This is a genomic window from Herbaspirillum sp. C9C3 (assembly GCF_013359625.1).
Taxonomy (GTDB): domain Bacteria; phylum Pseudomonadota; class Gammaproteobacteria; order Burkholderiales; family Burkholderiaceae_D; genus Herbaspirillum.
The window spans coordinates 163,469-188,472 of record NZ_JABFMQ010000007.1 but is presented as its reverse complement, the minus strand read 5'-3'; the positions used below and the strand labels follow the sequence as shown (position 1 = coordinate 188,472).

General features: G+C 63.6%; 25 protein-coding genes. 7 read left to right on the top strand and 18 right to left on the bottom strand.

Annotated features, from left to right (window positions below; all coding sequences use genetic code 11):
- Nucleotides 1–114 precede the first annotated feature (114 nt).
- Entirely contained in the window at nt 115–321 is a 207-nt protein-coding gene (locus HNO82_RS09590; RefSeq protein ID WP_175343537.1) for a hypothetical protein, read from the top strand.
- A gap of 21 nt (nt 322–342) precedes the next feature.
- On the opposite strand, the gene HNO82_RS09585 is transcribed toward HNO82_RS09590, so the two are convergent.
- Both HNO82_RS09585 and HNO82_RS09580 read right to left on the bottom strand, forming a co-directional pair.
- A complete protein-coding gene (locus tag HNO82_RS09585; RefSeq protein ID WP_175343536.1) occupies nt 343–1,755 on the bottom strand; it encodes an aminotransferase-like domain-containing protein in 1,413 nt (470 codons plus the stop codon).
- A 135-nt stretch (nt 1,756–1,890) separates the two neighbouring features.
- Entirely contained in the window at nt 1,891–2,529 is a 639-nt protein-coding gene (locus HNO82_RS09580) for a GntR family transcriptional regulator (RefSeq protein WP_008329077.1), read from the bottom strand.
- A 109-nt stretch (nt 2,530–2,638) separates the two neighbouring features.
- On the opposite strand from HNO82_RS09580, the gene bioB reads away from it, so the two are divergent.
- From bioB to bioD, 5 genes are read left to right on the top strand one after another with little or no spacing between them, the layout of a single operon-like run.
- Nucleotides 2,639–3,652, top strand: coding sequence for a biotin synthase BioB (gene bioB, locus HNO82_RS09575; protein WP_175343535.1), 1,014 nt, complete (start codon nt 2,639–2,641; stop codon nt 3,650–3,652).
- Nucleotides 3,649–4,815: a cytochrome P450 gene (locus tag HNO82_RS09570; protein ID WP_175343534.1), complete on the top strand. Its 1,167-nt coding sequence runs from the start codon at nt 3,649–3,651 to the stop codon at nt 4,813–4,815. The genes bioB and HNO82_RS09570 overlap by 4 nt, the downstream gene beginning before the upstream one ends.
- A 10-nt stretch (nt 4,816–4,825) precedes the next feature.
- On the top strand, nt 4,826–5,971 hold the full coding sequence (gene bioF / locus HNO82_RS09565; RefSeq protein WP_175343533.1) for an 8-amino-7-oxononanoate synthase: 1,146 nt from the start codon (nt 4,826–4,828) through the stop codon (nt 5,969–5,971).
- A gap of 13 nt (nt 5,972–5,984) precedes the next feature.
- On the top strand, nt 5,985–7,331 hold the full coding sequence (gene bioA / locus HNO82_RS09560; RefSeq protein ID WP_175343532.1) for an adenosylmethionine--8-amino-7-oxononanoate transaminase: 1,347 nt from the start codon (nt 5,985–5,987) through the stop codon (nt 7,329–7,331).
- The gene (gene bioD / locus HNO82_RS09555) at nt 7,328–8,008 is read left to right on the top strand and encodes a dethiobiotin synthase (RefSeq protein ID WP_175343531.1); all 681 of its coding nucleotides are present in this window, start codon (nt 7,328–7,330) and stop codon (nt 8,006–8,008) included. Before bioA ends, bioD begins: the two co-directional genes overlap by 4 nt.
- Here bioD and HNO82_RS09550 read toward each other — a convergent pair.
- The 13 genes from HNO82_RS09550 to cyoA all read right to left on the bottom strand — a co-directional run bounded on the left by HNO82_RS09550 (nt 7,986) and on the right by cyoA (nt 21,755).
- Entirely contained in the window at nt 7,986–8,207 is a 222-nt protein-coding gene (locus HNO82_RS09550; protein ID WP_217509868.1) for a hypothetical protein, read from the bottom strand. The two genes, bioD and HNO82_RS09550, sit on opposite strands and share 23 nt — an antisense overlap.
- Before the next feature lie 28 nt (nt 8,208–8,235).
- The gene (locus HNO82_RS09545) at nt 8,236–9,876 is read right to left on the bottom strand and encodes a histidine kinase famiy protein (RefSeq protein WP_008329090.1); all 1,641 of its coding nucleotides are present in this window, start codon (nt 9,874–9,876) and stop codon (nt 8,236–8,238) included.
- 208 nt (nt 9,877–10,084) lie between these two features.
- Nucleotides 10,085–10,738, bottom strand: coding sequence for an ABC transporter ATP-binding protein (locus tag HNO82_RS09540; protein WP_175343530.1), 654 nt, complete (start codon nt 10,736–10,738; stop codon nt 10,085–10,087).
- Nucleotides 10,735–11,496, bottom strand: coding sequence for an ABC transporter ATP-binding protein (locus HNO82_RS09535; protein ID WP_175343529.1), 762 nt, complete (start codon nt 11,494–11,496; stop codon nt 10,735–10,737). Before HNO82_RS09535 ends, HNO82_RS09540 begins: the two co-directional genes overlap by 4 nt.
- A complete protein-coding gene (locus tag HNO82_RS09530) occupies nt 11,493–13,385 on the bottom strand; it encodes an ABC transporter permease (RefSeq protein WP_175343528.1) in 1,893 nt (630 codons plus the stop codon). The genes HNO82_RS09535 and HNO82_RS09530 overlap by 4 nt, the downstream gene beginning before the upstream one ends.
- A 56-nt stretch (nt 13,386–13,441) precedes the next feature.
- Entirely contained in the window at nt 13,442–14,629 is a 1,188-nt protein-coding gene (locus HNO82_RS09525) for an ABC transporter substrate-binding protein (protein ID WP_217509867.1), read from the bottom strand.
- Nucleotides 14,630–14,741: 112 nt separating this feature from the next.
- Entirely contained in the window at nt 14,742–15,278 is a 537-nt protein-coding gene (locus HNO82_RS09520) for a response regulator transcription factor (protein WP_008329097.1), read from the bottom strand.
- Between the two features lie 129 nt (nt 15,279–15,407).
- Nucleotides 15,408–16,790, bottom strand: coding sequence for an ATP-binding protein (locus HNO82_RS09515; RefSeq protein ID WP_175343526.1), 1,383 nt, complete (start codon nt 16,788–16,790; stop codon nt 15,408–15,410).
- Between the two features lie 3 nt (nt 16,791–16,793).
- Nucleotides 16,794–17,645 carry an SURF1 family protein gene (locus tag HNO82_RS09510; protein WP_175343525.1) on the bottom strand — a complete coding sequence of 284 codons (852 nt, stop codon included), beginning with the start codon at nt 17,643–17,645 and terminating at the stop codon, nt 16,794–16,796.
- Entirely contained in the window at nt 17,642–18,127 is a 486-nt protein-coding gene (gene cyoD, locus HNO82_RS09505) for a cytochrome o ubiquinol oxidase subunit IV (RefSeq protein ID WP_034350358.1), read from the bottom strand. Before cyoD ends, HNO82_RS09510 begins: the two co-directional genes overlap by 4 nt.
- On the bottom strand, nt 18,124–18,750 hold the full coding sequence (gene cyoC / locus HNO82_RS09500; protein WP_008329102.1) for a cytochrome o ubiquinol oxidase subunit III: 627 nt from the start codon (nt 18,748–18,750) through the stop codon (nt 18,124–18,126). Before cyoC ends, cyoD begins: the two co-directional genes overlap by 4 nt.
- Nucleotides 18,743–20,746 carry a cytochrome o ubiquinol oxidase subunit I gene (gene cyoB, locus HNO82_RS09495; RefSeq protein WP_008329103.1) on the bottom strand — a complete coding sequence of 668 codons (2,004 nt, stop codon included), beginning with the start codon at nt 20,744–20,746 and terminating at the stop codon, nt 18,743–18,745. The genes cyoC and cyoB overlap by 8 nt, the downstream gene beginning before the upstream one ends.
- A 76-nt stretch (nt 20,747–20,822) precedes the next feature.
- Complete coding sequence (gene cyoA, locus HNO82_RS09490; RefSeq protein WP_175343524.1) at nt 20,823–21,755, bottom strand: ubiquinol oxidase subunit II; 933 nt, start codon at nt 21,753–21,755, stop codon at nt 20,823–20,825.
- Between the two features lie 160 nt (nt 21,756–21,915).
- Between cyoA and HNO82_RS09485 the strand changes: the two genes are divergently transcribed.
- Nucleotides 21,916–23,259, top strand: a complete 1,344-nt coding sequence (locus HNO82_RS09485) for an MFS transporter (protein WP_008329105.1) — start codon at nt 21,916–21,918, stop codon at nt 23,257–23,259.
- Between the two features lie 94 nt (nt 23,260–23,353).
- On the opposite strand, the gene HNO82_RS09480 is transcribed toward HNO82_RS09485, so the two are convergent.
- From HNO82_RS09480 to HNO82_RS09470, 3 genes are read right to left on the bottom strand one after another with little or no spacing between them, the layout of a single operon-like run.
- Entirely contained in the window at nt 23,354–24,082 is a 729-nt protein-coding gene (locus tag HNO82_RS09480) for an Imm52 family immunity protein (RefSeq protein ID WP_175343523.1), read from the bottom strand.
- 16 nt (nt 24,083–24,098) lie between these two features.
- Complete coding sequence (locus tag HNO82_RS09475; RefSeq protein ID WP_349627555.1) at nt 24,099–24,659, bottom strand: Tox-REase-5 domain-containing protein; 561 nt, start codon at nt 24,657–24,659, stop codon at nt 24,099–24,101.
- Nucleotides 24,601–24,981 (bottom strand): PAAR domain-containing protein, encoded by a 381-nt coding sequence (locus tag HNO82_RS09470; protein ID WP_175343522.1) that lies wholly within the window; start codon nt 24,979–24,981, stop codon nt 24,601–24,603. Before HNO82_RS09470 ends, HNO82_RS09475 begins: the two co-directional genes overlap by 59 nt.
- Nucleotides 24,982–25,004 lie beyond the last annotated feature (23 nt).

Genomic DNA, 25,004 nt, shown 5'->3' with positions numbered 1-25,004 from the left:
CTTGTCCTACACGCGATAGCGATGAGGGATGACAGGCGGGGCGGCACGGCACGGGCATACTGGGCAGCACCGAGCATGGTGCGCATGCTCCCCTTGCCCTGGCGAGAAGCTCATATGAAGAAAATCGAATTCGACGGTTACCTGCTGGTCTATCAGGCCGATGACAGCGAGGGCCGCTGGAAAGCTTCCTACGCGATCCTGAAGGATCGTGCAGAAATCAGCCGAGGCTCCCTGCCGCTGGCTGCCCACTCCGAAGACGAAGCCGTCGGCGAGATCCTGGCCGCCGCGCGTGACCATACCGCCAGCGCATTGCCTGCCTAGCCGCACGTCTTCGTCACGACGCTACACCACCACTTCACGCACACTGCGGCGATGGGCCAGCTCCATCAGCCGCCGCAATGCGTGGACCAGTTCGAAGCGGCTGCGTGAACGCCCCAGCGAGATCCGGATGTGCGGTCCAAGACCGGAACGCGAGCGCTGGGTAGCGACCTCGAAGCTGTCTTGAGCCACTACATTGAGCCCGGCCTCCCTGGCCTTGACCACGAAATCCTGTCCCTTCCAGCGCTCTGGCAAGGCTTTCCAGAGGTGGATGCCGCCGCTGTCGGCCAGGCTTGCATCACCGAGGGTGCGCAAGGCCAGCTCCCGGCGGGCCCAGGCTTCCTGGCGGATGCCCGCGGTCAGCGCGGCGGCGGTGCCGTCGTGTATCCATTGGGTCGAGAGTGCCGTGGTCAGCGGCGTGGACATCAGCACGAAGGAGCGCAGTGCCGCCAGCACCTCCTCCTGTGACTGTCCCTGGGGCGTGACCAGATAGGCGGTGCGCAGCCCAGGCAAGAGGCACTTGGCCAGTGTGGAGACATAGAACACGTGCCGGGGCGCATAGTGCGCCAGCGGCCTGGGCGCGTTGGCGGCAAAGCGCCAATAGGGATCATCCTCGATGATGCGCAAATCCATGCGCGTGGCCACGGCCGCGATCTCGGCACGGCGTGCAGCGGGCATGGTCTGGGTGGTCGGGTTCTGCAGGGTCGGGTTCAGGTACACCAGGCGGGCGCCATGCCTGCGCGCCATGGTAGTGAGCAGATCGGGACGCATGCCCTCGTGATCCACATCGACGGCGACCACGTTGCGCCCCAATTGCGCAGCGGCGGCCAGCAGGCCGGGATAGGTCAGCGGCTCGGCCAGGATGGTCTCGCCCGGCCGGGTCTGCGAGAGCAGCAAGGCGGCCAGTGCCGATTGCGCCCCCGGACAGGCCAGCACCCGACTCTCATCGAGCGCGCCCAGCATGTCCTGCAGCCACAGTGCCCCGGCCGCCCGGTCGGCACTGCTGCCGCCACCCAGGTGGTAGGTCATGAGCAGATCGATATCGCTGTGCATCAGCACCTGCGAGACCCCCTGGCGCAACAGGTCGTCCAGGTCGATGCCGGCCGGGGGTGGCGGAATGTTCATGGAGAGGTCGATCACCTGACTCAAATCCACCTTGGGCGCAGCCACGAAGCTGCCGGCCGCACCGCGCGCCTCCAGCAGATGGCGGCGGCGCGCCTCACCGTAGGCGCGGGTGACCGTGGTCAGATCGACCTGCAGGCGTTCGGCCAGCACCCGTTGCGGCGGCAGGCGGTCACCGGGCTTGAGGCGCTCCTCCGAGATGGCCTGCTCCATGAAGCCGACGATCTGCAGGTAACGCGGGCCACCTCCGGCCGTAAAGCGGGAAATCCAGTGCAGAGTATGCCCTGCGGCGTGTGGGGGTTCCGGTCTGGCCATGCGGCTCCTGGGATGAACGAGTGTGCCAGCAGGTCGTTCCTGCGGGGCGGTCGTCTAGTATGGATGTATGGACGTCAAAAATCCATACATCGTGACTTCCCTTTGTGCTAAGGCCTGGCACGCCGTGCCTGCCGCCTAAGCGGCCACGAAACCAACCCGTTCCATGGTGCCGATGTGCATGCTCAGCAGTTGCACGGCGCGGTCGGTCTTGCGATCGCGCAAGGCGTCGATGATGAGACGGTGATCGTGATCGGAGCGTGGCTGCCAGCCGCGCTTGAATCCGGTCGAGAACAGGTAGCGCGAATTGGTCAGCTGCAGTTGCTTGAGCACCGCCAGCAGGCGCGGCATGCCGCACTCGCTGGAGAGGATGTCATGAAACAGGTTGTTGGCCGCGTCCCATTCGATCAGGGAGGCCGCCTCGGCGCAAGCCTGCTGCGCCTGTTCCAGGCGGGCGATGTGCTCGGAACCGAACTTGCGGGCGCTGTGCCGCAGCGCCAGGATTTCCAGCGAGCCGCGCATCTCGGCATTTTCCTTCACGGCGGCCCGGTCCACCTGCGTTACGCGCACCCCGCGACGGGGCAAGGTGAGCACCAGTCCCTGTGCTTCCAGCTGGCGAAAAGCCTCCCTCACCGGCACGTGGCTGGACTGAAATTCCTGGGCTACATGGTCCTGCCGAAGCGCCGCCCCGCCTGCGATTTCACCTCGAATGATGCGTGTGCGCAGCACCTCGGCGATGCGTTCCACGGTGCTCGGATGCTCGGAATGATGCACCATATTTTTATAGATAATCTATTAAAAAAGAAATTGTTGAACGAATTTGAGCGAAGTTAGAATCCGCCGGAACGCAATTCTATGCCTTTTATCCACGGACCGGATTTTATCGATGAGCCAGTGCCCTTCCCCCACCGCCGCACCCGCCAGTGCGCCCCTGCGTTGGTACCGCGCGCCGACCACGGTCGACGGCGGCGCCATTGCGCAATTGTTCGAACTGCCTTTCCTGAACCTGCTGTACCGCGCACAGACCGTACACCGCGAGCACCACCGGCCCAATGAAGTCCAGTTGTCGAGCCTGCTGTCGATCAAGACCGGCGGCTGCGCCGAGGACTGCGGCTACTGCGCGCAGTCGGCCCATCACAAGGAGGCAGGCGTCCCGGCGGGCAAGTTGATGGACGTGGATGACGTGGTCCAGGCGGCCCGGGCTGCGCGCACCCAGGGCGCCACGCGCTTCTGCATGGGCGCGGCCTGGCGCAATCCGAAGCAGCGCGACATGGCCGCCCTCACCGAGATGGTCAGCCAGGTCCGCGCGCTGGGACTGGAAACCTGCATGACCCTGGGCATGCTGGAACAGACCCAGGCCGAGGCGCTCAAGCAGGCCGGGCTGGACTACTACAACCACAACCTCGACACCGCCCCGGATTTCTATGGCCAGGTCATCTCCACCCGCAGCTACCAGGATCGGCTGGACACCTTGCAGCGCGTGCAGGAAGCCGGTCTGAACGTGTGCTGCGGCGGCATCATCGGCATGGGCGAGACACGCGCCCAGCGTGCCGGCCTGATTGCCCAGCTGGCCAGCCTGCCGGTGCCGCCGCAATCGGTGCCGATCAACCACCTGGTCCCCATTGCCGGCACACCACTGCAGGATGTTGCGCCACTGGACGAATTCGAATTCGTGCGCACCGTGGCCGTGGCCCGCATCGCGCTGCCGCATGCGGTGATCCGCCTGTCGGCCGGTCGCGAGAGCATGAGCGAGGCGACCCAGGCCTGGTGTTTTGCCGCCGGTGCCAATTCCATCTTCCTGGGGGCCAAGTTGCTGACCACCGCCAATGCACCGGTCTCGGCCGACCTTGATCTGCTGCAACGCCTGGGACTGCAGGCGGCCGCTGCCTCCGCCGGATGAGCCTGCATTGGAGCAGCGCCCATTGCGGCGGGGCCTGGGTCATCACCGGTTACGAGGAAGTGGCTTGGGCATTGCGCGATCCGCGCTTCTCGGCGCGGCGCGCGGCACGCTGGATCAACAGTACCCGGGGCGAGAACGCCGGGCAAAAGCAGGACCCGCAGCGGCAGCAGTTCAAGCGCCTGTTCTCGCGCTCCCTGCTGTTCCTCGACGCACGCGCTCATCGACGCCTGCGCGGCGTGCTCACTCCTTGGTTCAAGCCGGGCGACCTGCTGGCCCGGCGCGCCAGCATCACTGCACTGGCGCATCGACTGATCGACGACATCGTGGCCGATCCGCAGGCAGCGAGTGGATTCGATTTCATCGCGCGCTTCGCACGCCCCTTGCCCGCACTGGTGATTGCCCGACTGATGGGCTTGCCGGAGCGTGTGCCGACGCAATTCATCGATTGGGCCGCCGATCTGGCCGCCTTCATCGGCAGTCCCACGCCCGAGGCGAGCCAGACCGGGGCCGCGCAGCAGGCCATGCAGAATCTCTGTGAATTCTTCGGACAAACACTGGCACACCCCGCCGAGCTGCCGCCGGACAGTCTGCTGCGCGGGCTGCTGCTAGCCCATGCGGACGGGCAACTGAACCGCAACGAACTGCTGGCGCAATGCTGCACCCTGTTCATGGCCGGCTATGAAACCACCCGCAACCTGCTGGGCAATGGCTTGCTGGCCCTGCTGCAGCATCCGCAGCAATGGGCGGCGCTCCAGGCAAGTCAAGCAGATGCCGCTGCCCTGCGCCTGGCCGTGCGCGAGATGCTGCGCCATGACAGTCCGGTGCAATACACCGGCCGCCGCCTGCTGCAGGACCTCACCCTGGCGGGTCAGACGCTGCGGCGCGGGCAACTGGCCATCCTGCACATCGGCCAGGCCAATCGCGATGCACGGCGCTTCCGCGACCCGCAGCGCTTCGATATCCGGCGCGATGAAGGCATGCACCTGTGCTTCGGTCAGGGACCGCACGTCTGTCTGGGTGCCGCCCTCACGCAACTGGAAGCGGAGATTGCCTTCACTGCACTGATGCAGCGCCTGCCCACCCTGACCCTGGCTCAGGCCGCGCCGGTCTGGCAAGACAAGGCCGCCTATCGGGCGCTGGATCGCTTGTCTGTTTGTTTCTGAAAGGTCCTCCATGCAAGATTTCACCTCGGCGCTGGACGCCCTCGCCGACCAGGGCCTGCTGCGCACGCGGCGCGTGGTCGATGGTCCGCAGGGCGCGCTGTTGCAGGTCGATGGACGCGCTGAGCTGTCCTTCTGCAGCAATGATTACCTGGGCCTGGCCAATCATCCCGCGCTGCTGGCCGCCGCTACCCAGGCCCTGCAACGCTACGGCCTGGGTGCGGCGGCCTCGCCGCTGATCAGCGGCCACAGTCTTGCCCATGAGGTGCTGGAAAGCGAACTGGCCGACTTCGTCGGCATGCCCTCGGCACTGCTCTTCGCCAATGGCTACATGGCCAATCTCGGTGTCACCCCGGCGCTGGTCGGCCAGGGCGATACGGTGATCGTGGACCGCCTGGCACACGCCTCGCTGATCGATGGGGCGCGCTTGTCCGGGGCCAGCCTGAAGGTGTTTCCCCACAACGACGTGGAGCGCCTGGAGCAGGTGCTGGCGCGCTGCACGGCGGGACGCAAGCTGGTGCTGACCGATGCCGTCTTCAGCATGGATGGCGACCTCGCACCGCTGGCCGAACTGGCGGCCGTCTGTGGCCGCCACGCGGCCTGGTTGCTGGTCGATGATGCCCACGGCCTGGGTGTGCTGGGGCCGCAGGGGCGCGGCAGCCTGGCCCTGGCCGGCGTCCACGCGCCGCACGTATTGACCATGGGGACCCTGGGCAAGGCCGCCGGTGTGGCCGGCGCCTTCGTCGCAGGTGAAGCCGGGGTGCTTGCATGGATTTTGCAGCGCGCCCGTACCTACATGTTCAGCACCGCCCATCCGCCCGCGCTGGCGGCGGCCACCTCGGCCAGCCTGCGCCTGATTGCACAGGATGAATGGCGCCGCCAGCGACTGCAGGAACTGGCCGCGCAACTGCGCAGCGGCCTGGCCGGTCTGCCCTGGACGCTGTTGCCCTCCGCTACGGCGATACAACCGCTGATCATCGGAGACAACGCAGCGGCCCGCGCCATGTCGAGCGCACTGCGCGCGCAGGGGATCTGGGTCCCGGCGATCTGTCCCCCCACGGTACCCAAGGGAACGGCACGTCTGCGCATCAGCCTGTCGGCCCTCCATACATCGGCCGACGTCGCACGTCTGGTAACGGCGCTGACCGCCCTGGCCTGAGGAGAGACAACACATGCAGCACACCAGCCCCCTGGCCGCGCGCAGCCTGCGCAGCGTCTGGCATCCGTGTACCCAGATGCGCCGGCATGAAGAGGTCCCGCCCATTGCGCTGGCTCGTGGCCACGGGCCGTGGCTCTTCGACACGGACGGTCGGCGCTATCTGGATGCGATCAGTTCGTGGTGGGTCAATCTGTTCGGACATACCAACGCCTACATCAACGCTGCCCTGATCGACCAGTTGGGCCAGCTGGAACATGCCATGCTGGCGGGCTTTACGCATGAGCCCGTGGTGCAGCTGTCGGAACGGCTGGCCGCGCTGACCGGTCAGGCGCTGGGCCACTGTTTTTACGCCTCGGATGGTGCCTCGGCAGTGGAGATCGCCCTGAAGATGAGCGTGCATGCCTGGCGCAATGCCGGGCATGCCGACAAGAATGAATTCATCTGCCTGGCCGGCAGCTACCACGGCGAAACCGTGGGCGCGCTGGGCGTGACCGACCTCCCCTTGTTCCGTACCGCCTATGAGGCCTTGCTGCGCCCGGCCCATCTCGCCGCCTCCCCCGATGCACGGCAGGCGGCGCCTGGCGAAAGTGCCGCCGATGTCAGCCGTCGTGCCCTGGCTGATGTGCAAAGGCTGCTGCAGGAACGCCGCGGACGCATCGCTGCCGTCATCGTCGAACCGCTGGTGCAATGCGCGGCAGGCATGGTCATGTATGACCCGGACTACCTGCGCGGGCTGCGCGCCTTGTGCGATGCCCACGGCGCACACCTGATCGCCGACGAGATCGCGGTGGGCTGCGGCCGCACCGGCAGCTTCTTCGCCTGCGAGCAGGCCGGTGTGTGGCCGGACCTGCTGTGCCTGTCCAAGGGCATCAGCGGCGGCTACCTGCCACTGTCGCTGGTGATGGCCAGCGATGCGATCTACGCGGCCTTCTACGATCACGACGTGCGGCGCGGCTTCCTGCATTCGCACTCCTATACCGGCAATGCGCTGGCCTGTCGTGCGGCGCTGGCGACGCTGGACCTCTTTGCGCAGGAGCGGGTGCTGGAACGCAATGCCCGCTTCGCACCGGTGCTGGCGCGCGCGCTGCAACCGCTGGCGCAGGATGCACGGGTGCGGCATGTACGCCAGCGCGGCATGATCTGGGCCTGTGATGCCGTCATCGGGGAGGCCGACCTGGCTGCGCGCTTCTCACGCTGTCTCGCTGAAGAAGCCGCGCAACGTGAACTGCTGGTGCGTCCGATCGGCACGACCCTCTATGTGATGCCGCCCTACATTCTGGACGAGGCGCAGGCGCAGTGGCTGGGCCAACGCCTGCATGCGGCGTTCGATGCCGCGATGAAGCAGCAGGCACGCCCATGACGGGCCGCAGCTATTTCGTTACCGGCACCGATACCGGCGTGGGCAAGACCCGGGTGGCGGCGGCGCTGATCCATCTGCAGGCGGCACGGGGCTTGCGCGCAGCAGGCATGAAGCCGGTTGCCTCAGGGGCATTCCTGCAGGAAGGTCTCTGGTGCAATGAAGATGTGCAGGCCTTGCAGGCGGCGTCCAATGTGCTTTTGCCCGACTCACTGGTGAATCCCTACCTGCTGCGGCAGGCCACGGCACCGCACATCGCCGCCGCTGAAGAAGGCGTGCAGATCGGGCTGGAACACCTTGTACGGTGTCATGCGCAATTGCAGCGGGCCTGCGATGTGTTGATCGTGGAGGGTGCGGGCGGCTTCATGGTGCCACTCAATGCGGATTTCACCAGCGCCGACCTGGTGACCCGGCTGCGACTGCCGGTAGTGCTGGTGGTGGGCATCCGCCTGGGCTGCATCAACCATGCCCTGCTCAGCGCACTGACGATACGATCCTGTGGCCTGCACCTGGCTGGCTGGGTCGCCAACCACATCGATGCGAGCGAAGATCGGGCCGAGGCCATGGTAGACAGTCTGGTGCAGCGCCTGCAGGCACCGCTGCTGGGGCGATTGCCGTGGTCACCGGCAATGACGGCAGCGCAAGCAGCCGCCTGCCTTACTTGGCCAGATCCAGCCTGAGCCCATTGGAGGCGCCGCTGCGCACCGCCGTGACATGCTTGTCGTAGATGGTGCGGTAGCTCGCCAGGCCCAGTTCGGCCATGGCGTTGGACAGTTCCACCAGTTCGCTGACGGCTTCCTCGGAATAGATGGCGTCGACCTCGTTGGCATCGAGCCGGTGCACAACTGCATGGGATGACTCCCCTTCGTGTGAGGGCACGTGTACGGACGACTTGTTATTCTTTTTTTCAGCTCACGCCAGTGGCGCCATCCAAGACTATGCGGATCTTGCGGGCCAGCTCATCATGGCGGTATGGCTTGTCGATGACGGGAAACTCGCCGTCGGCCCCATGCCGCTCTATCGATTCACTGGCGTAACCGGTAGTTAATAATATTTTGATGGAAGGTACCATGCGCCGGGCTTCTCGCGCCAGCACCACGCCATTCATGCTGCCCGGCATGATGAGATCGGTGAACAGCAGATCCACCTTGGGCTCGGCGCGCAACACCTGCAGCGCTTCCGTAGGGGAATTGACCATCGTCACGCGGTAACCCAGGCTCTCCAGCATGGCCTGAGCCAGTTCGGCGACTTCGATTCTGTCGTCCACCACCAGGACGTGCTCGTGCCCTCCCTGGGTGTGCGTACGATTGTCATACTCAAATGCCCCGCCGACCTGGTCCTGCGTGGCCGGGAAGTAGATCGATACCGTCGTGCCGCTCTGCACGCTCGATGAAATCCGCACCGAGCCGCCGGATTGCTTGACGAATCCATACACCATCGACAGGCCCAGGCCAGTGCCCTTGCCTTCCTCCTTGGTGGTGAAGAAGGGGTCCATCACCCGCGGCAGGATGTCGGCCGGGATGCCGGGACCGTTGTCGGTGACCGCGATACAGACATAGAGACCGGGTTTGACGCCGAGCTGGATCGCACGATCTTCGGAAGTGAGGTCTTCATTGCTTGTATGGATGCGTACCGTTCCCTTGCCGGACATCGCATCGCGCGCATTGATGAGCACGTTGAGCAGGGCCACTTCCATCTGGGTGGGGTCGAGGCGGCAATTCCAGAGACCCGGGGTCAGCTGGGTCCGTACCACGATGTCACCGCCCAGGGTTCGCTGCACCAGGTCGGTAAAGCCTTCCGTGAGGGAATTGAGGTTGATGGTGCGGCCCTCCAACCTCTGCTTGCGGGCGAAGGCCAGCAGTTGCTGGGTCAGCATGGCGGCCTTGCCGGAGGCCTTGCGGATGCTGTCGGCGCTGCGCGAGACCCGGCTCAGGTCAGGTGTATCGCTGCGCAGGGCCAGGTTGATGATGTCCAGGTAACCGCTGATGACCTGCAGCAGGTTGTTGAAGTCGTGCGCAATACCGCCGGTCAGCTGGCCCAGCGCCTCCATCTTGCGCGCCTGGCCCAGCGCCTGTTCGGCATCGCGGCGGCGGCTGATGTCCAGTTGGGAGCTGAAGAAATACTTCAGCTCGCCGCGCTGATCATAGACCGGTGAAATGAACAGGGCATTCCAGAAAGTCGAGCCGTTCTTGCGGTAGTTCAACAGTTCGGTGGCCATCTCGCGTCGCTCGGCCACCGCCTGGCGGACCTGGGCCACCACCGAACGGTCGGTCTCCGGTCCTTGCAGGAAGCGGCAGTTCTTGCCCACCACTTCGGCACGGCTGTAGCCGGTCATGTTCATGAAGGCATTGTTGACGAAGATGATGGGGTTGTCCGGCTTGTTGGGGTCGGACACGATCATGGGCATGCGCGTCATTTCGACGGCGGCAAAGAAGATATCGTTGGCGTCATCGCCTACCGCGACCTTGGCGTGGTCGTTGCGTATTCCAGCATCATTGAAGTCGTCGGCAGGCCAATGCACCGTGGGGTGCCTGGCGATGTTGGGCATTGTATTTTTCTCCGTTGGGCTGGGCTCGATTGCAGTGAGGAAACAGGAAACGAGCAGCGTTCAGGAGTTTGGACACGGGCCACCTCAACGGTTCCCCGCGATTTGCAACAAGGATGGACATGCGTTGTTACATCTTGCAGGCCCTCCCCTACGGGCCTTGCCACAGGCCACTTTGGCACGGATGAGCTTGCCGCCATCGGGCGTTTTCCTACACCAACAAGCGGCCTTGATCCAGCACGCAGCTGCGGTCGCTGACCATGTTTGCGAAGTGCGTATTCTGTTCGCACAACAGGATGGAGAGGCCGCGCTGCTTCAGGTCGAGGATCATCCTGGCCATCTGCTCGACGACGACCGGGGCCACCCCTTCGGACGGTTCGTCCAGCAACAGCAGTTGGGGATTGCCCATCAGCGTGCGCGCGATGGTCAGCATCTGTTGCTCGCCGCCGCTCATGCGCCCACCGGGGCGATGCGGCATGGCGGCCAGGTTGGGAAACAGTGCCAGCAGCGCCTGCACGGTCCAGTTGGGCACGCCCTGGCGCGGGGGCTGGCGGCCGGTTTCCAGGTTCTGCAGGACGCTCAGTTCGGTGAAGATGCGCCTGTCCTCGGGTACGAAACCCAGTCCCAGGCGTGCGCGCTGGTAGGGGGCCAGACGGGTGATGTCACGTCCGTCCAGCATGACCCGGCCCTGCGTGCCTTGCAGCAGTCCCATCAACGCCTTCAGCGTGGTGGATTTGCCCGCGCCATTGGGACCGGTGAGCGCGAGCACCTCGCCCCGCCCCACCTCCAGGGAAAGATCGAAGAGGATGTGCGCCTGTCCGTAGAACGCATGCAGGCCCTCCACTCTCAGCAGAGGCGCGCTCATGCGGCACTCCCGAAACTGGCGCCGGAACCGAAATAGACGTCGCGCACGCGGGCATCCTGGCGGACTGCTTCGGGCTCGCCCTGGGCGATCAGCTGACCACGCGCCAATACGATGATGCGGTCGGCGAAGGCGAAGACCACATCCATGCTGTGCTCGGTAAAGAGCACCGACAAGCCGCGCTCGCTGACCAGGCGGCGCGTCAGCGCCATCAGTTCCTGACGCTCGCGCGGGGCCATGCCGGCGGTCGGCTCATCCATCAACAGCAGGCGCGGCGCATTGGACAGGGCCATGGCCAGCTCAAGCCGCTTGATGTCGCCATAGGCCAGCACAGCACAGGCCCGCCCGGCCTGGTCGGCCATGCCGACCTGCTCCAGCAGCTGCATGGCTTCCTGGCGCAGGCAGGCGGTCGCCGGACGCCATAACTGCCACAGCCGACGGTGATGCGAGAGCAAGGCCGCCTGGACGTTCTCCAGTACCGTGAGCGAAGCGAAAGCCGCCGACACCTGGAAGGTACGCCCCACGCCGCGCGCCCAGATGCGGCGCGGATCCAGACCGGCGATATCGGCACCATCGAGCAGTACGCGCCCGCCATCGGGCCGCAACTGGCCGTTGATGACATTGAAGCAGGTGGACTTGCCGGCGCCGTTCGGGCCGATCAGTGCCAGCATCTGGCCGGCCGGCAGCGTGAAGGACAGGTCATCGAGCGCGGCAACGCCGCCAAAGGATTTGCGCAGGCCGTCGATTTGCAGCAGGCTCATGTGCCCTCCTCCCTGACCGGCCGGCGCAGGCGCTGCCAGGCCCCGGCGATACCGTCCGGGAACAGCAACACCAGCAACAGAATCACGCCCCCCAGCAAGGCACGCCAGTAATCGGTCTCGCGCGCCACCAGATCCTGCAGCCAGGTGAACAGGGCCGCCCCCAGCACCGGGCCAAGCAGGCTCTGTACGCCGCCCAGCAAGACCATCACCAGACCATCGACCGAGCGTCCGACACTGGACACTTCGGGCGAGATGCTGCCCTTGGAAAAAGCGAACAATACCCCGGCCAGCCCGCAGAACAGCCCGGCGACGGCAAAGCCACCCCACTGCAGGCTGCGTACGTCCATGCCCAGTGATTCGGCGCGCACGGCAGCATCGCGTGCGGCACGCAGGGCCAGGCCGAATGGCGCGTGGATCGCGCGCCGTAACAGGTAGACACCCAGCGCCGCACACCCCAGGGCCAGATAGTAGTAGGCCAGCGGCGAGGCCAGCGCTGCACTGGGCCGTATGCCGACCAGCCCGTTGCTGCCGCCGGTCAGGTCGTCCCACTGGAAGATGGCGGCCCAGACGATCTGCGCGAAGGCCAGCGTGAGCATGGCCAGATAGACACCCGACAGGCGCACGCAGAACCAGCCGAACAGCAGCGCCCCGGCCATTGCCGTGAGCGCCCCCGTGAGCATGGCCAGCGGCATCGGCCATTGCAGCTTGAGCGTGACCAGTGCGGCAGCGTAGGCGCCCAGTCCGAAATAGGCGGCATGACCGAAGGACACCATGCCACCCGGCCCCATCAGGAAATGCAGACTGGCTGCGAAGAGGACGGCGATGAGGATTTCCACCATCAGCACCGGCAGATAGGGGAAGCGCGCAGCCAGCAGCGGCAGTGCCAGCAAGAGCAGTAGCGCGGCCCATCCCGCCAGGCGCGCCTGGCGGCCTGATGCGCGCAGCGGCGCATCATGTCCGGCGCCATTGCGCACCAGCGCCAAAGGCTTGCCGAACAGGCCCCACGGGCGCATCACCAGGATCGCCGCCATGACCAGGAATTCCACCACCAGCGTGAGTCGCGAGAGCGAGACTTCCAGTCCGAACAAGGAGACATTGCCCAGCGCAATGCAGAGCGCCTTGACTTCGGCGATCAGCAAGGCGGCGGCGAACGCGCCTCCAAGCGAGCCCATGCCGCCGACTACCACCACCACGAAGGCGTTGCCGATGGTGTCCAGATCCAGCGCCAGGTTGGCCGGCATGCGCGGCCCTTGCAGCGCGCCACCCAGCCCCGCCAGGAAGCAGCCCAAGGCGAACACGGCGGTAAACAACCAGGCCTGGTTCACCCCCAGCGCGCCCAGCATCTCGCGGTCCTGCGTGGCAGCACGGATGAGCGTGCCCCAGCGCGTACGATTGAGCAGCAGCCACAAGAGGGCGAACACCAGCGGGCCGATGACGATGAGCAGCAGGTCATATTGCGGCAGCCTGCGTCCCAGCAGATGCACGGCCCCCGAGAGGCCCGGTGCGCGCGGGCCGAAGAGGTCTTCCGGACCCCATAGCCAGAGCGCCGCATCCTTGATGATGAGTACCAGGGCAAAGGTGGCCAGCAGCTGGAACAGTTCCGGCGCGCGATAGATGCGGCGCAGGATCAGCACTTCCACCAGCGCCCCAAGCGCAGCCACCACCAGCGCAGCCAGCAGCAGCGCCCCCCAGAAACCAGGCGCACTGCTGCCCAGCCGGTCCACCAGGCTGTAGGCCACATACAGCCCCAGCATGTAGAAGGAGCCGTGGGCAAAATTGACGATGCGCGTCACGCCGAAGATCAGCGACAGCCCCGCCGCCACCAGAAACATCGCGCAGGCATCGGCCAGGCCGTTGAGCAGCTGGACGGTGAGACTGGCAAGCGTCATGAGCGCATGGCCTCAGCGTGGGCAGGATACGAAGGCGGACACGATTGCTGCGCGGATCAGTCGGCCGGACGCAGCTTCTTGACCTCGGCATCGGGCAACTGCAGGCTGGCGCCGTCGACATAGCTGAAGCTGGTCATGATGCCCTTGCCGTCCTTGATGCCGGTGCGGCCGACGAAGGCGCCCAGGGTGGACTGGTGGTCCTGCGGACGATAGACGATGGAGGCGACCGGTGTGTCCACCTTGAGGCCCGAGAAGGCTGCGGAGAGCTTGTCGGCATCGGTACTGCCGGCCTTCCTGATGCCGGCGGCGATGGACATCAGGGCGCTGTAGCCGACCAGCGACCCGTTGCGGGGGTAGTCGTTGTATTTCTTGCGGTAGGCCTCGACGAACTTCTTGTGTTCGGGTGTGTTGATGGCGTACCAGGGATAGCCGGTGACGATCCAGTTCTGCGGCGCTTCGCCCTTGAGCGGATCGAGGTATTCCGGCTCGCCGGTCAGCAGCGACACCACGTCCACCTTCTCGAACAGGCCGCGCGTGTTGCCTTCCCGGACGAACTTGCCCAGATCAGCCGCGAACAGCGCATTGAAGATGGCATCCGGCTTGGCATCGGCCAGTGCCTGGGTGACCGCGCCGGCATCGATCTTGCCCAGCGGCGTGGCCTGTTCGGCTACGAATTCCACATCCGGCTGGGCCTGCTTCATCAGGGTCTTGAAGCTGGCCACGGCGGACTGCCCGTACTCATAGTTGGGATAGACGATGGCCCAGCGCTTCTTCTTCAGCTTGGCCGCCTCCTTGACCACCGAGGCCACCAGCATGTACGTCGAGGGACGCAGGCGGTAGGTGTACTTGTTGCCGTTCTGCCAGACGATCTTGTCGGTCAGTGGTTCGGCGGCGAGGAAGAACACCTTGTGCTGCCTGGCGTAATCGGTCAGGGCCAGGCCGGTATTGGAGAGAAAACCGCCGAACAGCAGCGCCACGCGCTCGCGCGCCATCAGCTCTTCGGCCACGCGTACCGAGTCACCGGGGTTGCCGTTGTCGTCGCGGGCGATCACTTCCAGCTTCTTGCCCAGCACGCCGCCGGCGGCATTGACTTCATCGAGGGCCATCTCCCAGCCCCGGCGGTACGGCTCCAGGAAGGCCGGTTGGGCCTTGTAGCTGTTGATCTCGCCGATCTTGATGGTGTCCTCGGCCCGGGCAGTGCCGGCAGAAAGATTCACGATGGCTGCGGTGCAGGCCCACAGCAGGCCGCGCTGGAAGTTGAAATGGTTCACGTCATTTCCCTCTGATGAAAGTGCCCGGCCCGCTTCACCGCGCGGGGCGGGCGTAATGATAACCGCTGCCGACGGCATGTGCAGATTACTTCACACGCTGTTTTTCCAGCTTGCGCGCCAGGGTACGGCGGTGCATACCGAGGCGGCGCGCGGTTTCGGAGATGTTGAAATCGGTTTCCACCAGTACCTCGTGGATGCGTTCCCATTCCAGGGTCTTGATGGAGGTGGCGCGCGCCGGCAGTTCGAGCTCGGAAGCACCGGCCACGTGGCCGAAGGCGGCTTCGATGTCGTCGGTATTGGAGGGCTTGGCCAGGTATTGGCAGGCGCCCAGCTTGATGGCTTCCACCGCCGTGGTGATGCTGGCGAAGCCGGTCAGGACCACGATGAGCATGTTTTCGTCGTGGGTGTGCAGCATCTGCACGCAGGCCAGGCCCGAGGCATTGCCGCCCAGTTTGAGGTCGACCACGGCATAGCCGGGCTTGTGTTCTTTCAGGTGGAGGGCCGCTTCCTCCTGGCTGGCGGCCAGCAGGACGGTGTAGCCGCGACGTTCGAAGGAGCGTCCCAAGGTGCGTGCGAAGGCGGCGTCGTCCTCGATGATCAGCAGCAGGCGATCAGCCGACATGGTCATTCCCTATTTTTCTACTTTGCCAAAGCCGGTATTGTAAGGCGAGACGGCACCGGACATGGCCGGCTCCTGAAGAAAAAGGAAATGATCACGGTCAAAGCCGCTTCAGAGGCGGCTTGCGGCAGCTCAAGCGCCGGTCGGATAGTCCGGCGCTTCGCTGGCGGGACCAGCCTGCTCCAGCGGTTCGAGGCTGATGGCCGACAGGGGCAGCTCCAGCGTCACGCGCGCGCCGCCGGCGGAACGGTTGCTGGCCCAAACGCGACCGCCCAGCTTGCGCGCAACGTTGACCACGAAGAACAGGCCCAGGCCGCGTCCAGGCTTGCCTTTGGTGGACTGGTAGGGCTTGCCGATCTGATTGATCATCCAGTCGGGGAAACCGGGACCGCGATCGCTCACTTCCATGAGCAGCAGATCGCCTTCGCGCCGCACTTCCAGGGCCAGCCATTGCGGCGAGACCTCGAAGGCGTTGTCCAGCACATTGCCCAGCATCTGCTTGATGGCCGAGTCGAAGGCCACCGGCACATCCTGCCCGATCTGGTTGCGGTATTCGAAGATCTCGACGGGACGGGTCTTGCGCCAGTCCTCGGCCACGCTGTCGAGGAAAGTATTGATCGTGGTCTTGATGGAGGATTCGCCCCGCGCCTCACCAGCAGACAACAGCACGCCGCTGACGATGGACTTGCAGCGCTGCAGCTGCGCTTCCATCTCGGCGATGTCGTCAAGCATGTCGGCGCGCTGGCTGATCTCGGGCATGCGTTTCCAGTCGCCCAGGATCACCGAGACGGTCGCCAGGGGCGTACCGAGCTCATGCGCAGCGCCCGAGGCCAGCAGGCCCATGCGCACGATGTGGTCTTCCTCGGCGGCGCGCTGGCGCAGGTCGGCCAGCAAGGCGTCACCGGCGCGCAGGTTGCTGCTGATGCGGGTGATGAAGAAGACCATCAATCCGGCATTGAGCAGGAAGCAGATCAGCGTTCCTTCGACGTACAGGCTCAGGAGGCCGGCGTTATGGTCCGGCGGCAGCGGCAGTGGTTCGGAAAACAGCGCCAGCCCGGCCAGGCAGAGCATGGTCACGCCGACGATGGCCCAGCTCGACCAGGGCTTGAGCAGCACCGCCGAGAGGATGATCTGCATCAGATACAGGAAGGCGAAGGGATTGGTGATGCCGCCACTGAGATAGAGCTGGAAGGTCAGTACGGCTACATCCACCAGCAAGGCCAGAAACAGTTCAGCATTGGTGGCGATGCGCCGCTCGTGCCAGCGCAGGTGGCTGGCGATATTGAAGGCGATCAGGCAGGACAGCACCTCCAGCATGTGCGGCAGCGGCAGGTGCAGGTCGAATACCAGCACCACGAAGGCGATGGTGGACACCTGCCCCAGCACCGCCAGCCAGCGCAGCTGGATCAGCAGCAGCATGTTCTGGTGGCCGGCCGGGTTCTGCTCGCCCTGGCGCAGACGCTGCCAGCGCTCGCGCAGCGTCTTGCGCTTGGCGACGGTGTCGGAGGCGGTCATGACTCAGTGCCCGGTTTGCGCATCCAGAATGCGCTGGCGCCAGCGGCGCTCGTCGCGGATCACCCAGTAGCCTGCAGCCAGCGACATGAGAGCCAGGGCATACCAGGTCAGGGCGTAGACCAGGTGGCTGTTGTGGAAGGCAATCACCGTCAGTCCACCGACCGGTTTCTGTGCATCCGGCGCCACGGCGGCATTGGCTTGCGCGGAAGCCTTGTCAGCATCGACGAAGTAAGGGGCCACCTGCGCCAGCGACAGGCCACGCGCTTGCGCAATTGCCTTCACATCGCGTGAATACCAGCGATTCTGCGCGGCGTCATTGCTGCGCAGGAAGCCGCCGCCCTGCTCGCTCATGCGCAAGAGCCCGGTCACTTCGTTCATTTGTCCCGCAGGCGCATCGGTCAGCTGCATTTCCGCCAGCTTGAGCGGCGAGACCGCTACGAAACCGCGATTGATCAGCACCACGCTGCCATCGGCCATCTGCAAGGGGGTGAGCAGCCAGGCGCCGCTGCCCAGGTCAGTACTGGCCTGCACGGCGACTGTCTTGCTGTACAGATAGCGGCCCGCGAGAACCACGCGTTTGTACTCGTCGCGTTCGGCGTTCACGCTCGGCCACTCCTGCGGACCAGGCGGCGGCGCCGGTGCGGCGTGGACGCGGGCATCGACCTTGGCGATCAGGTCCAGCTTCCATTGCAGGCGATAGACCTGCCAGGTTCCCAGCGCAGCGAAGACCAGAAAGAAAAATCCCGCCAAAAGCGTCAGCAGCAGCAAGCTGGCCTTTGTGCGGGATACCGGGGCGGCTTGCACCGCCCCGCTTTCTTTGCCTTGCGTCACGCCATCGGTTGGCGTCGGGCTCATTTCGATTGGGCTGCGCCGTGCTGCATGTCCTGCATGCCCGGCATACCTTGCATCGATTGCGGCACCGTTTCGGTGGGCATGTTTTCAGGCGACATGGTCGGCATCATGTTGTGGTTCAGGTGATACATGACCCACAGCGAACCGGACAGCGCGATGACCACGATGACGACGGTGAAGATCATCGCCAGCATGTTCCAGCCACCTTCGGACTTGCCGTTCATGTGCAGGAAGTACTTGATGTGCACCACGATCTGCACGGCCGCGAAGGCCAGCAGCACGATGCCCAGGGTCGACGAGCTGGAAATGGTCTTGTTCATCACCATCCAGAACGGGATCGCGGTCAGGATCACGGCCAGCACGAAGCCGGTGACGTAATCCTTCATCGTGCCGTGGGCGGCGTGGTCGCCATGACCGTGGCCGTGGCCATGGTCGTCATGCTGGCCCATCGGACGGGCCGGGTGTTCTTGGTGGCCGCGGCTCATGGCAGGACTCCCATCAGATAGACAAAGGTGAAGACGCCGATCCAGACCACGTCCAGGAAGTGCCAGAACATCGACAGGCACATCAGGCGGCGACCGTTGGCTTCGGTCAGGCCATGCTTGTTGATCTGGAACAGCAGCACGATCAGCCAGATGATGCCGAAGGTGACGTGCAGACCGTGGGTACCGACCAGCGCGAAGAACGAGGTCAGGAAGCCGCTGCGGGACGGGCCGGCGCCTTCGTGGATCAGGTGCAGGAACTCATACAGTTCGAAGTAGATGAAGCCCGCACCCAACAGACCCGTGATGACCAGCCAGATGATGGTGTTCTGCTGCTTCTTGGCCTGCATGGCCAGCATGGCGAAACCGTAGGTGATCGACGACAGCAGCAGCAGCGCAGTGTTGAGCGCCACCAGCGGCAGGTCGAACAGCTCGGCGCCGGTCGGACCGCCTGCATAGTTGCGGCCGAGCACTGCGTAGCACGCAAACAGGCAGGCGAAGATCAGGCAATCGCTCATCAGGTAGATCCAGAAGCCCAGCAGGGTGCCGTTCTCCGGATGATGATGGCGGACGAAGTAGCGCGAGCTTGGCGTCGCGTCGGCCGTGTGGTTGATTGCTTCAGACATGGCTATTCAACAGACGAGTGCGCTCTGCTTCGACACGGACGACTTCGTCGGCCGGGATGTAGTAGTCGCGGTTGTAATTAAAGGTGTGGATGATGGTGGCAGCGATCAGTGCAACGAAGATCGCCACGGCCGGCAGCCACATGTGCCAGATCAGGGTGAAACCGAGTACGGCCGACAGTGCAGCGATGATGAAGCCGGCACCGGTGTTCTTGGGCATGTGGATTTCCACGAAGTCACCCAGCGGACGCTGATACTGGTTCTTCTTCATGTCAGCCCAGGCGTCGTTGTCATGCACGACCGGGGTGAAGGCGAAGTTGTAGGCCGGCGGCGGCGACGAGGTCGACCATTCCAGGGTACGGCCATTCCACGGGTCGCCGGTCACATCGGCCAGCTTCTTGCGGTCGCGGATGGAGACGGCGATCTGGATGATGAAGGAACCGATGCCCAGGGCGATCAGGCCGGCACCCAGTGCAGCGACCACGAACCAGATCTGCAGCGACGGATCGTCGAAGTGACTCATGCGGCGGGTCACACCCATCAGGCCCAGCACGTACAGCGGCATGAAGGCAAGGTAGAAGCCGACCAGCCAGAACCAGAACGAGCACTTGCCCCAGAACTCATTGAGCTTGAAGCCGAAGGCCTTCGGGAACCAGAAGTTGATGCCGGCAAACATGCCGAACACCACGCCGCCAATGATGACGTTGTGGAAGTGGGCGATCAGGAACAGCGAGTTGTGCAGCACGAAGTCAGCCGGGGGAACGGCCAGCAGCACGCCGGTCATGCCGCCGATGACGAAGGTGACCATGAAACCAATGGTCCACAGCATCGGCACTTCGAAGCGGATACGGCCACGGTACATCGTGAAGAGCCAGTTGAAGATCTTGGCACCGGTCGGGATCGAGATGATCATCGTGGTGATGCCGAAGAACGAGTTCACGCTGGCGCCCGAACCCATGGTGAAGAAGTGGTGCAGCCACACCAGGTAGGACAGGATGGTGATCACCACCGTCGCGTACACCATCGAGGTGTAGCCGAACAGGCGCTTGCCGCTGAAGGTCGAGACGATTTCCGAGAACACGCCGAAGGCCGGCAGGATCAGGATGTAGACCTCAGGGTGGCCCCAGATCCAGATCAGGTTCACGTACATCATGGCGTTGCCGCCCATGTCGTTGGTGAAGAAGTTGGTGCCGAAGACGCGGTCCAGGGACAGCATGGCCAGCACGGCGGTCAGCACCGGGAAGGCCGCCACGATCAGGACGTTGGTGCACAGCGAGGTCCAGGTGAAGACCGGCATCTTCATCATGTTCATGCCAGGGGCGCGCATCTTGACGATGGTCACCACCAGGTTGATGCCGGAAAGCAGTGTCCCTACCCCGGCCACCTGCAAGGCCCAGATGTAGTAGTCCACCCCCACGTCGGGGCTGTAGAGGATGCCCGACAGCGGCGGGTAGGCCAGCCAGCCGGTGCGGGCGAACTCGCCCACGAACAGCGAGGCCATCACCAGCATTGCGCCGAAGGTGGTCATCCAGAAGCTGAAGTTGTTCAGGAAGGGGAAGGCCACGTCACGCGCACCGATCTGCAGGGGCACGACGTAGTTCATCAGACCGGTCACCAGGGGCATGGCCACGAAGAAGATCATGATCACGCCGTGGGCGGTGAACACCTGGTCATAGTGGTGCGGCGGCAGGAAGCCGGCATTGTCGCCGAACGCGATGGCCTGCTGCGCACGCATCATCAGCGCGTCGGCAAAGCCACGCAGCAGCATGACGATGGCCAGCACGATGTACATGATGCCGATGCGCTTGTGATCGATACTGGTGAACCAGTCGCGCCACAGCATGCCCCACAGGCGATATTTGGTGAGCAGGCCCAGTACCACTATGCCGCCCAGCGCCACCATGGCGAAGGTACCAATCAGGATCGGCTCATGGTATGGAATCGCTTCCAGACTGAGACGGCCGAAGATCAGCTTTATCAGGTCAAAATTGTCAGACATCTTTACTTCCCGGGGAAAAAGGAAATGGGGGCGCAGCGGTATTCTGCTGCGCTGATACGGCTACCAGGCAAGGAAATCATTCGGCCTTTTGCTGGCCCGGTTTCACGTTCAGGTCGGTGGCCATCATCTTGTCCATGCAGACCGTGTTGGCAGCCACGCAGCGGTTCACGATGGCGTGGAACAGGTCGGGCTCGACACTGCCGATGAGGCGGGCAGGTTCACGTTCGCTCGGCTGTTCCAGTTTCATGTACTCGGCACGGTCCAGCTTGCCGGCCGAAGCCTTGGCTTTCTGGACCCAGGCGTCGAAGCCGGCCTGATCCAGGCCGTGGAACTTGAAGCGCATGTGCGAGAAGCCGGCACCGCTGTAGTTGGCCGAGAAACCGTCGTATTCGCCGGCCTTGTTGATCACGGCGTGCAGTTTGGTTTCCATGCTCGGCATGGCGTAGATCTGACCTGCCAGTGCCGGGATGTAGAAGGAGTTCATCACGTTGGAGGCGGTGATCTTGAACTGGATCGGGGTATCCACCGGTGCGGCCAGCTCGTTGACGGTGGCGATGCCCTGCTCCGGATAGATGAACAGCCACTTCCAGTCCAGCGCCACGACTTCCACCACCAGCGGCTTGACCTGGGGCGACAACGGACGCTCGGCGTCAATGCGCGAGAGCGGACGGTACGGGTCCAGGGTGTGGGTGGTGATCCAGGTCAGCAGGCCCAGGGCGATGATGATCAGCAGGGGCGCGCCCCAGATGACCAGCTCCAGGCGGGTCGAGTGATCCCAGTCCGGCTCGTAGGGAGCGGAAGTGTTGCCCTTGCGATAACGCCATGCAAACAGCAGCGTCAGGATGATCACCGGAACGATGATGAGCAGCATCAACGCAGTCGAGATGACGATCAGGCGTGCTTGCTGGTTAGCGATGTCGCCGGAAGGATTCATCACGACGGTGTTGCACCCAGCCAACAGAAGCGCAGGAAGCAGGAGCAATCCGCGACGGAGGATTTGAGAAACCATGAAGGAAAATTCCAGTCGTATGTATCAGAGCGTGGTAATGTAACGCCAATAAAGTGTGTTGGCGATTGGACGTTTTGTCCCACCCTGTCACTTGCCACCTGCCAGGTTGGGATTTGTAGCACGTACTGCGACTAAACCTCTAACAGTGGGAGACAAAGCCATGGCAAGCACCAGCATCCACAATGCTCAGGGTTCGGGTCAACTCCGGCCTCAAGCGAACAATCCTTCCACTTCCCACGAACACGGCACGATCGAACCCGGTGAGATCGCCGTCGGCGTGGTGATCGGACGAGCGTCCGAATACTTCGACTTCTTCGTTTATGCACTGGCTTCGGTGCTGGTGTTTCCGCAGGTCTTCTTCCCCAACGAGCCCAAACTGGAAGGCACGCTCTATTCCTTCGTGATCTTTTCCTTCGCCTTCCTGGCCCGCCCCATCGGGACCACGATCTTCATGGCGATTCAAAAACGCTTCGGACGAGAGGTGAAACTGACGCTGGCCCTGTTCATGCTCGGTTTTTCGACTGCGGGCATTGCCTTGTTGCCAACTTTTGAACACATTGGCATGTGGGCCATCATCTTGCTCTCGCTCTTGCGCGTTGGTCAAGGGGTGGCGTTGGGCGGTGCCTGGGACGGTCTGCCCTCGTTGCTGGCGATGAACGCGCCGCCGAACAAGCGCGGCTGGTATGCTGCGCTGGGCCAGTTGGGCGCCCCGCTGGGTTTCGTGGTGGCGGCCAGCCTGTTTGCCTACATGCTTTCCAGCCTGACCACCGCCGATTTCCTGGAATGGGGCTGGCGTTATCCCTTCTATGTGGCCTTTGCCATCAACGTGGTCGCATTGTTCTCGCGCCTGCGCCTGGTCTCGGCGCCGGAATACGCCAAGCTGCTCGATGAGCGTGAGCTGGAACCGGCCGGCGTGGTTGAGCTCGCTACCACCCAGGGCCGCAACATCATCATTGGTGCCCTGGCTGCCCTGGCCAGCTATGCCCTGTTCCATCTGGTGACGGTGTTTCCGCTGTCCTGGATCAAGCTGTATTCGCTGCGGGAAGCGGTGGACTTTCTGGTGATCCAGATCTGGGGCGGCCTCATCATGGCGGTGGGCATTGTGGTCTCGGGCCTGATCGCCGACCGTTTCGGTCGCCGCAACACGCTGGGCTCGATGGCATTGCTGATCGCGATCCTGTCGGCCTTCGTGCCGACGCTGATGAATGGTGGCGAATCCGGCCAGAATGCCTTCATCCTGATCGGTTTCGCCCTGCTGGGCTTGTCCTACGGCCAGGCGGCCGGTGCCGTGACGGCCAATTTCAAGGCCCGTTATCGCTATACCGGCGCGGCCCTGACTTCAGATCTGGCCTGGCTGGTCGGCGCCGGTTTCGCACCACTGGTGGCGCTGGGCTTGTCGGCGCACTTCGGCATGGCTTACGTGAGCTTCTATCTGCTGTCGGGCGCTGTAGGTTCGCTGGCAGCGTTGAGTCTGAACAGGGCGCTGGAGGCGCGGGATGACTGAACCGTACTGAGCAGCTCATCACTGCGGGCATGATGAAGGAAAAACCCGGAAGGAAACTTCCGGGTTTTTTATTGGGCGATTCACCAGCCTCCTGTCAGATCAGCAGATCCGGGTAGCGCGGCAGCAAGTTCTGATCCGTCAGCCTGACCTCGATGTCATGGGCGAGGCGTACGTGAGCGGGGTTATCGATGTCGAAGATCGTATCGGCGACGCTGATGATGATCGTGCCCATCAGTTGGCCGGCAGCGTCGTGCACAAGCTCCAGTCGGGCAGCTTCGGGAACTTGCCTGGTCGACAGTTGCCGGGGCAGGTAAAGCATCCAGCCGACTCCAGGCTTGTCTTGAAATACCGGGCGATACCGGGCAGGCTGGACAAACAGTACTTTAGGAGCAAAAAGCTGAACTGCCATTTCAATAGTTTCAACCACTGTAGCCACAGTCCAGACGGACATATCCTGGACGGACAGAGAGATAATTTCCGGTGCCCCATCAGCGTGATTAAACTGATATGCAATACTGGCACCACGCCCCACTTCCATTTCTCCATTCCAGAGCGTCACATGGCGGCAGGATGAAGCAGGCTCCCCTCGGTAGCGCTCGCGATGAACCGCAATCAGGGCCGAGGAAGCTTTTTCCCCATCGAACGCAGGATAACGGAAGGACCCCTCCATATCGCCTGTTGCCAATAACCAGTTCTGTGGTCGCAAATTCCCATCTTGTTCAGCCAAGTTCCGGACAAATTCATGGATTGTTCCCATTCGTTGCATCAGGTCCTGTGCAACGACAGGAGCAGGCAAGAATATTTGCATGTCAAAAGGTTTCATGATGCTTGATCTGGATTCAGGGAAGGTGAATGGTTTGAATGGTCGGAGAAATCTGGGCGATCAAGGGTGCCATGTATTGGAAAGACAAGGGCTCTTGGAAGTACCATCTCAATTGCACCGGCGGGCGAGGCAGCGCAACTTCGTGCTGTTTTCGAGCCTTCTCAACCATGTCACTCATGATTTCGCGTTGGAAGTGGTACTTGAACTGATTCGGGGCGACAAAAAACTGGTCATATCCAGCCTTTGCATCCATCAACAAGCATTCGGTCGCCTTGAATCCATCAAACTCCCGACCCTCGTACTTCCACTCCGTCAAAAACAGCGGCCCGGCACGCATGCCGGTAACGCGCGCCTGATAATCCATCCATGATTTGTGTTCCTTGAAATTCTTGGTGATCTCATGCCCCGCCAGCGGCGGGCAAGCCCGGCACTTGTCCCGCGACGCCGAATCCACCTCGGCCTTGGCCAGTGGTGAATTTTTGGTCTTATCTGCTTCTTCCCGTCGCCTCTCGATTCCCTCACCCGCCACCACGCCCCCCGCCCCGCCTGCGGCACGAGGCAACCAGCGTTGGATCACGGAGGGACTGGGCCGTAACGGCATCCTCGGCGGGCGCGGTCTGGCCAGCCGTTTGCCCCTCCGAATGCGTGGCCACCCCCTGACTCGCCATCAGCGTGGCCCCACAAGCCGTCCGGTCGCCGTCGCGCGCCGGTGCCTGGCCCATGGACTTCATGTCGCCCGCACCGGATGTGATGGGAAATGTCCCTTTGCACTTGGGACAGGTGGTCAGGTCGCCGACACGCGCGACGGCCTTGCCATGAACGAGAAAGGTCTGATCGCCGGAAATGACCGTGCCACCATGGCTGGTCTTGTCGCCGACAACGATGAAGGGACGCCCCATGCAGCTCTCCTTGCCAGCACTAC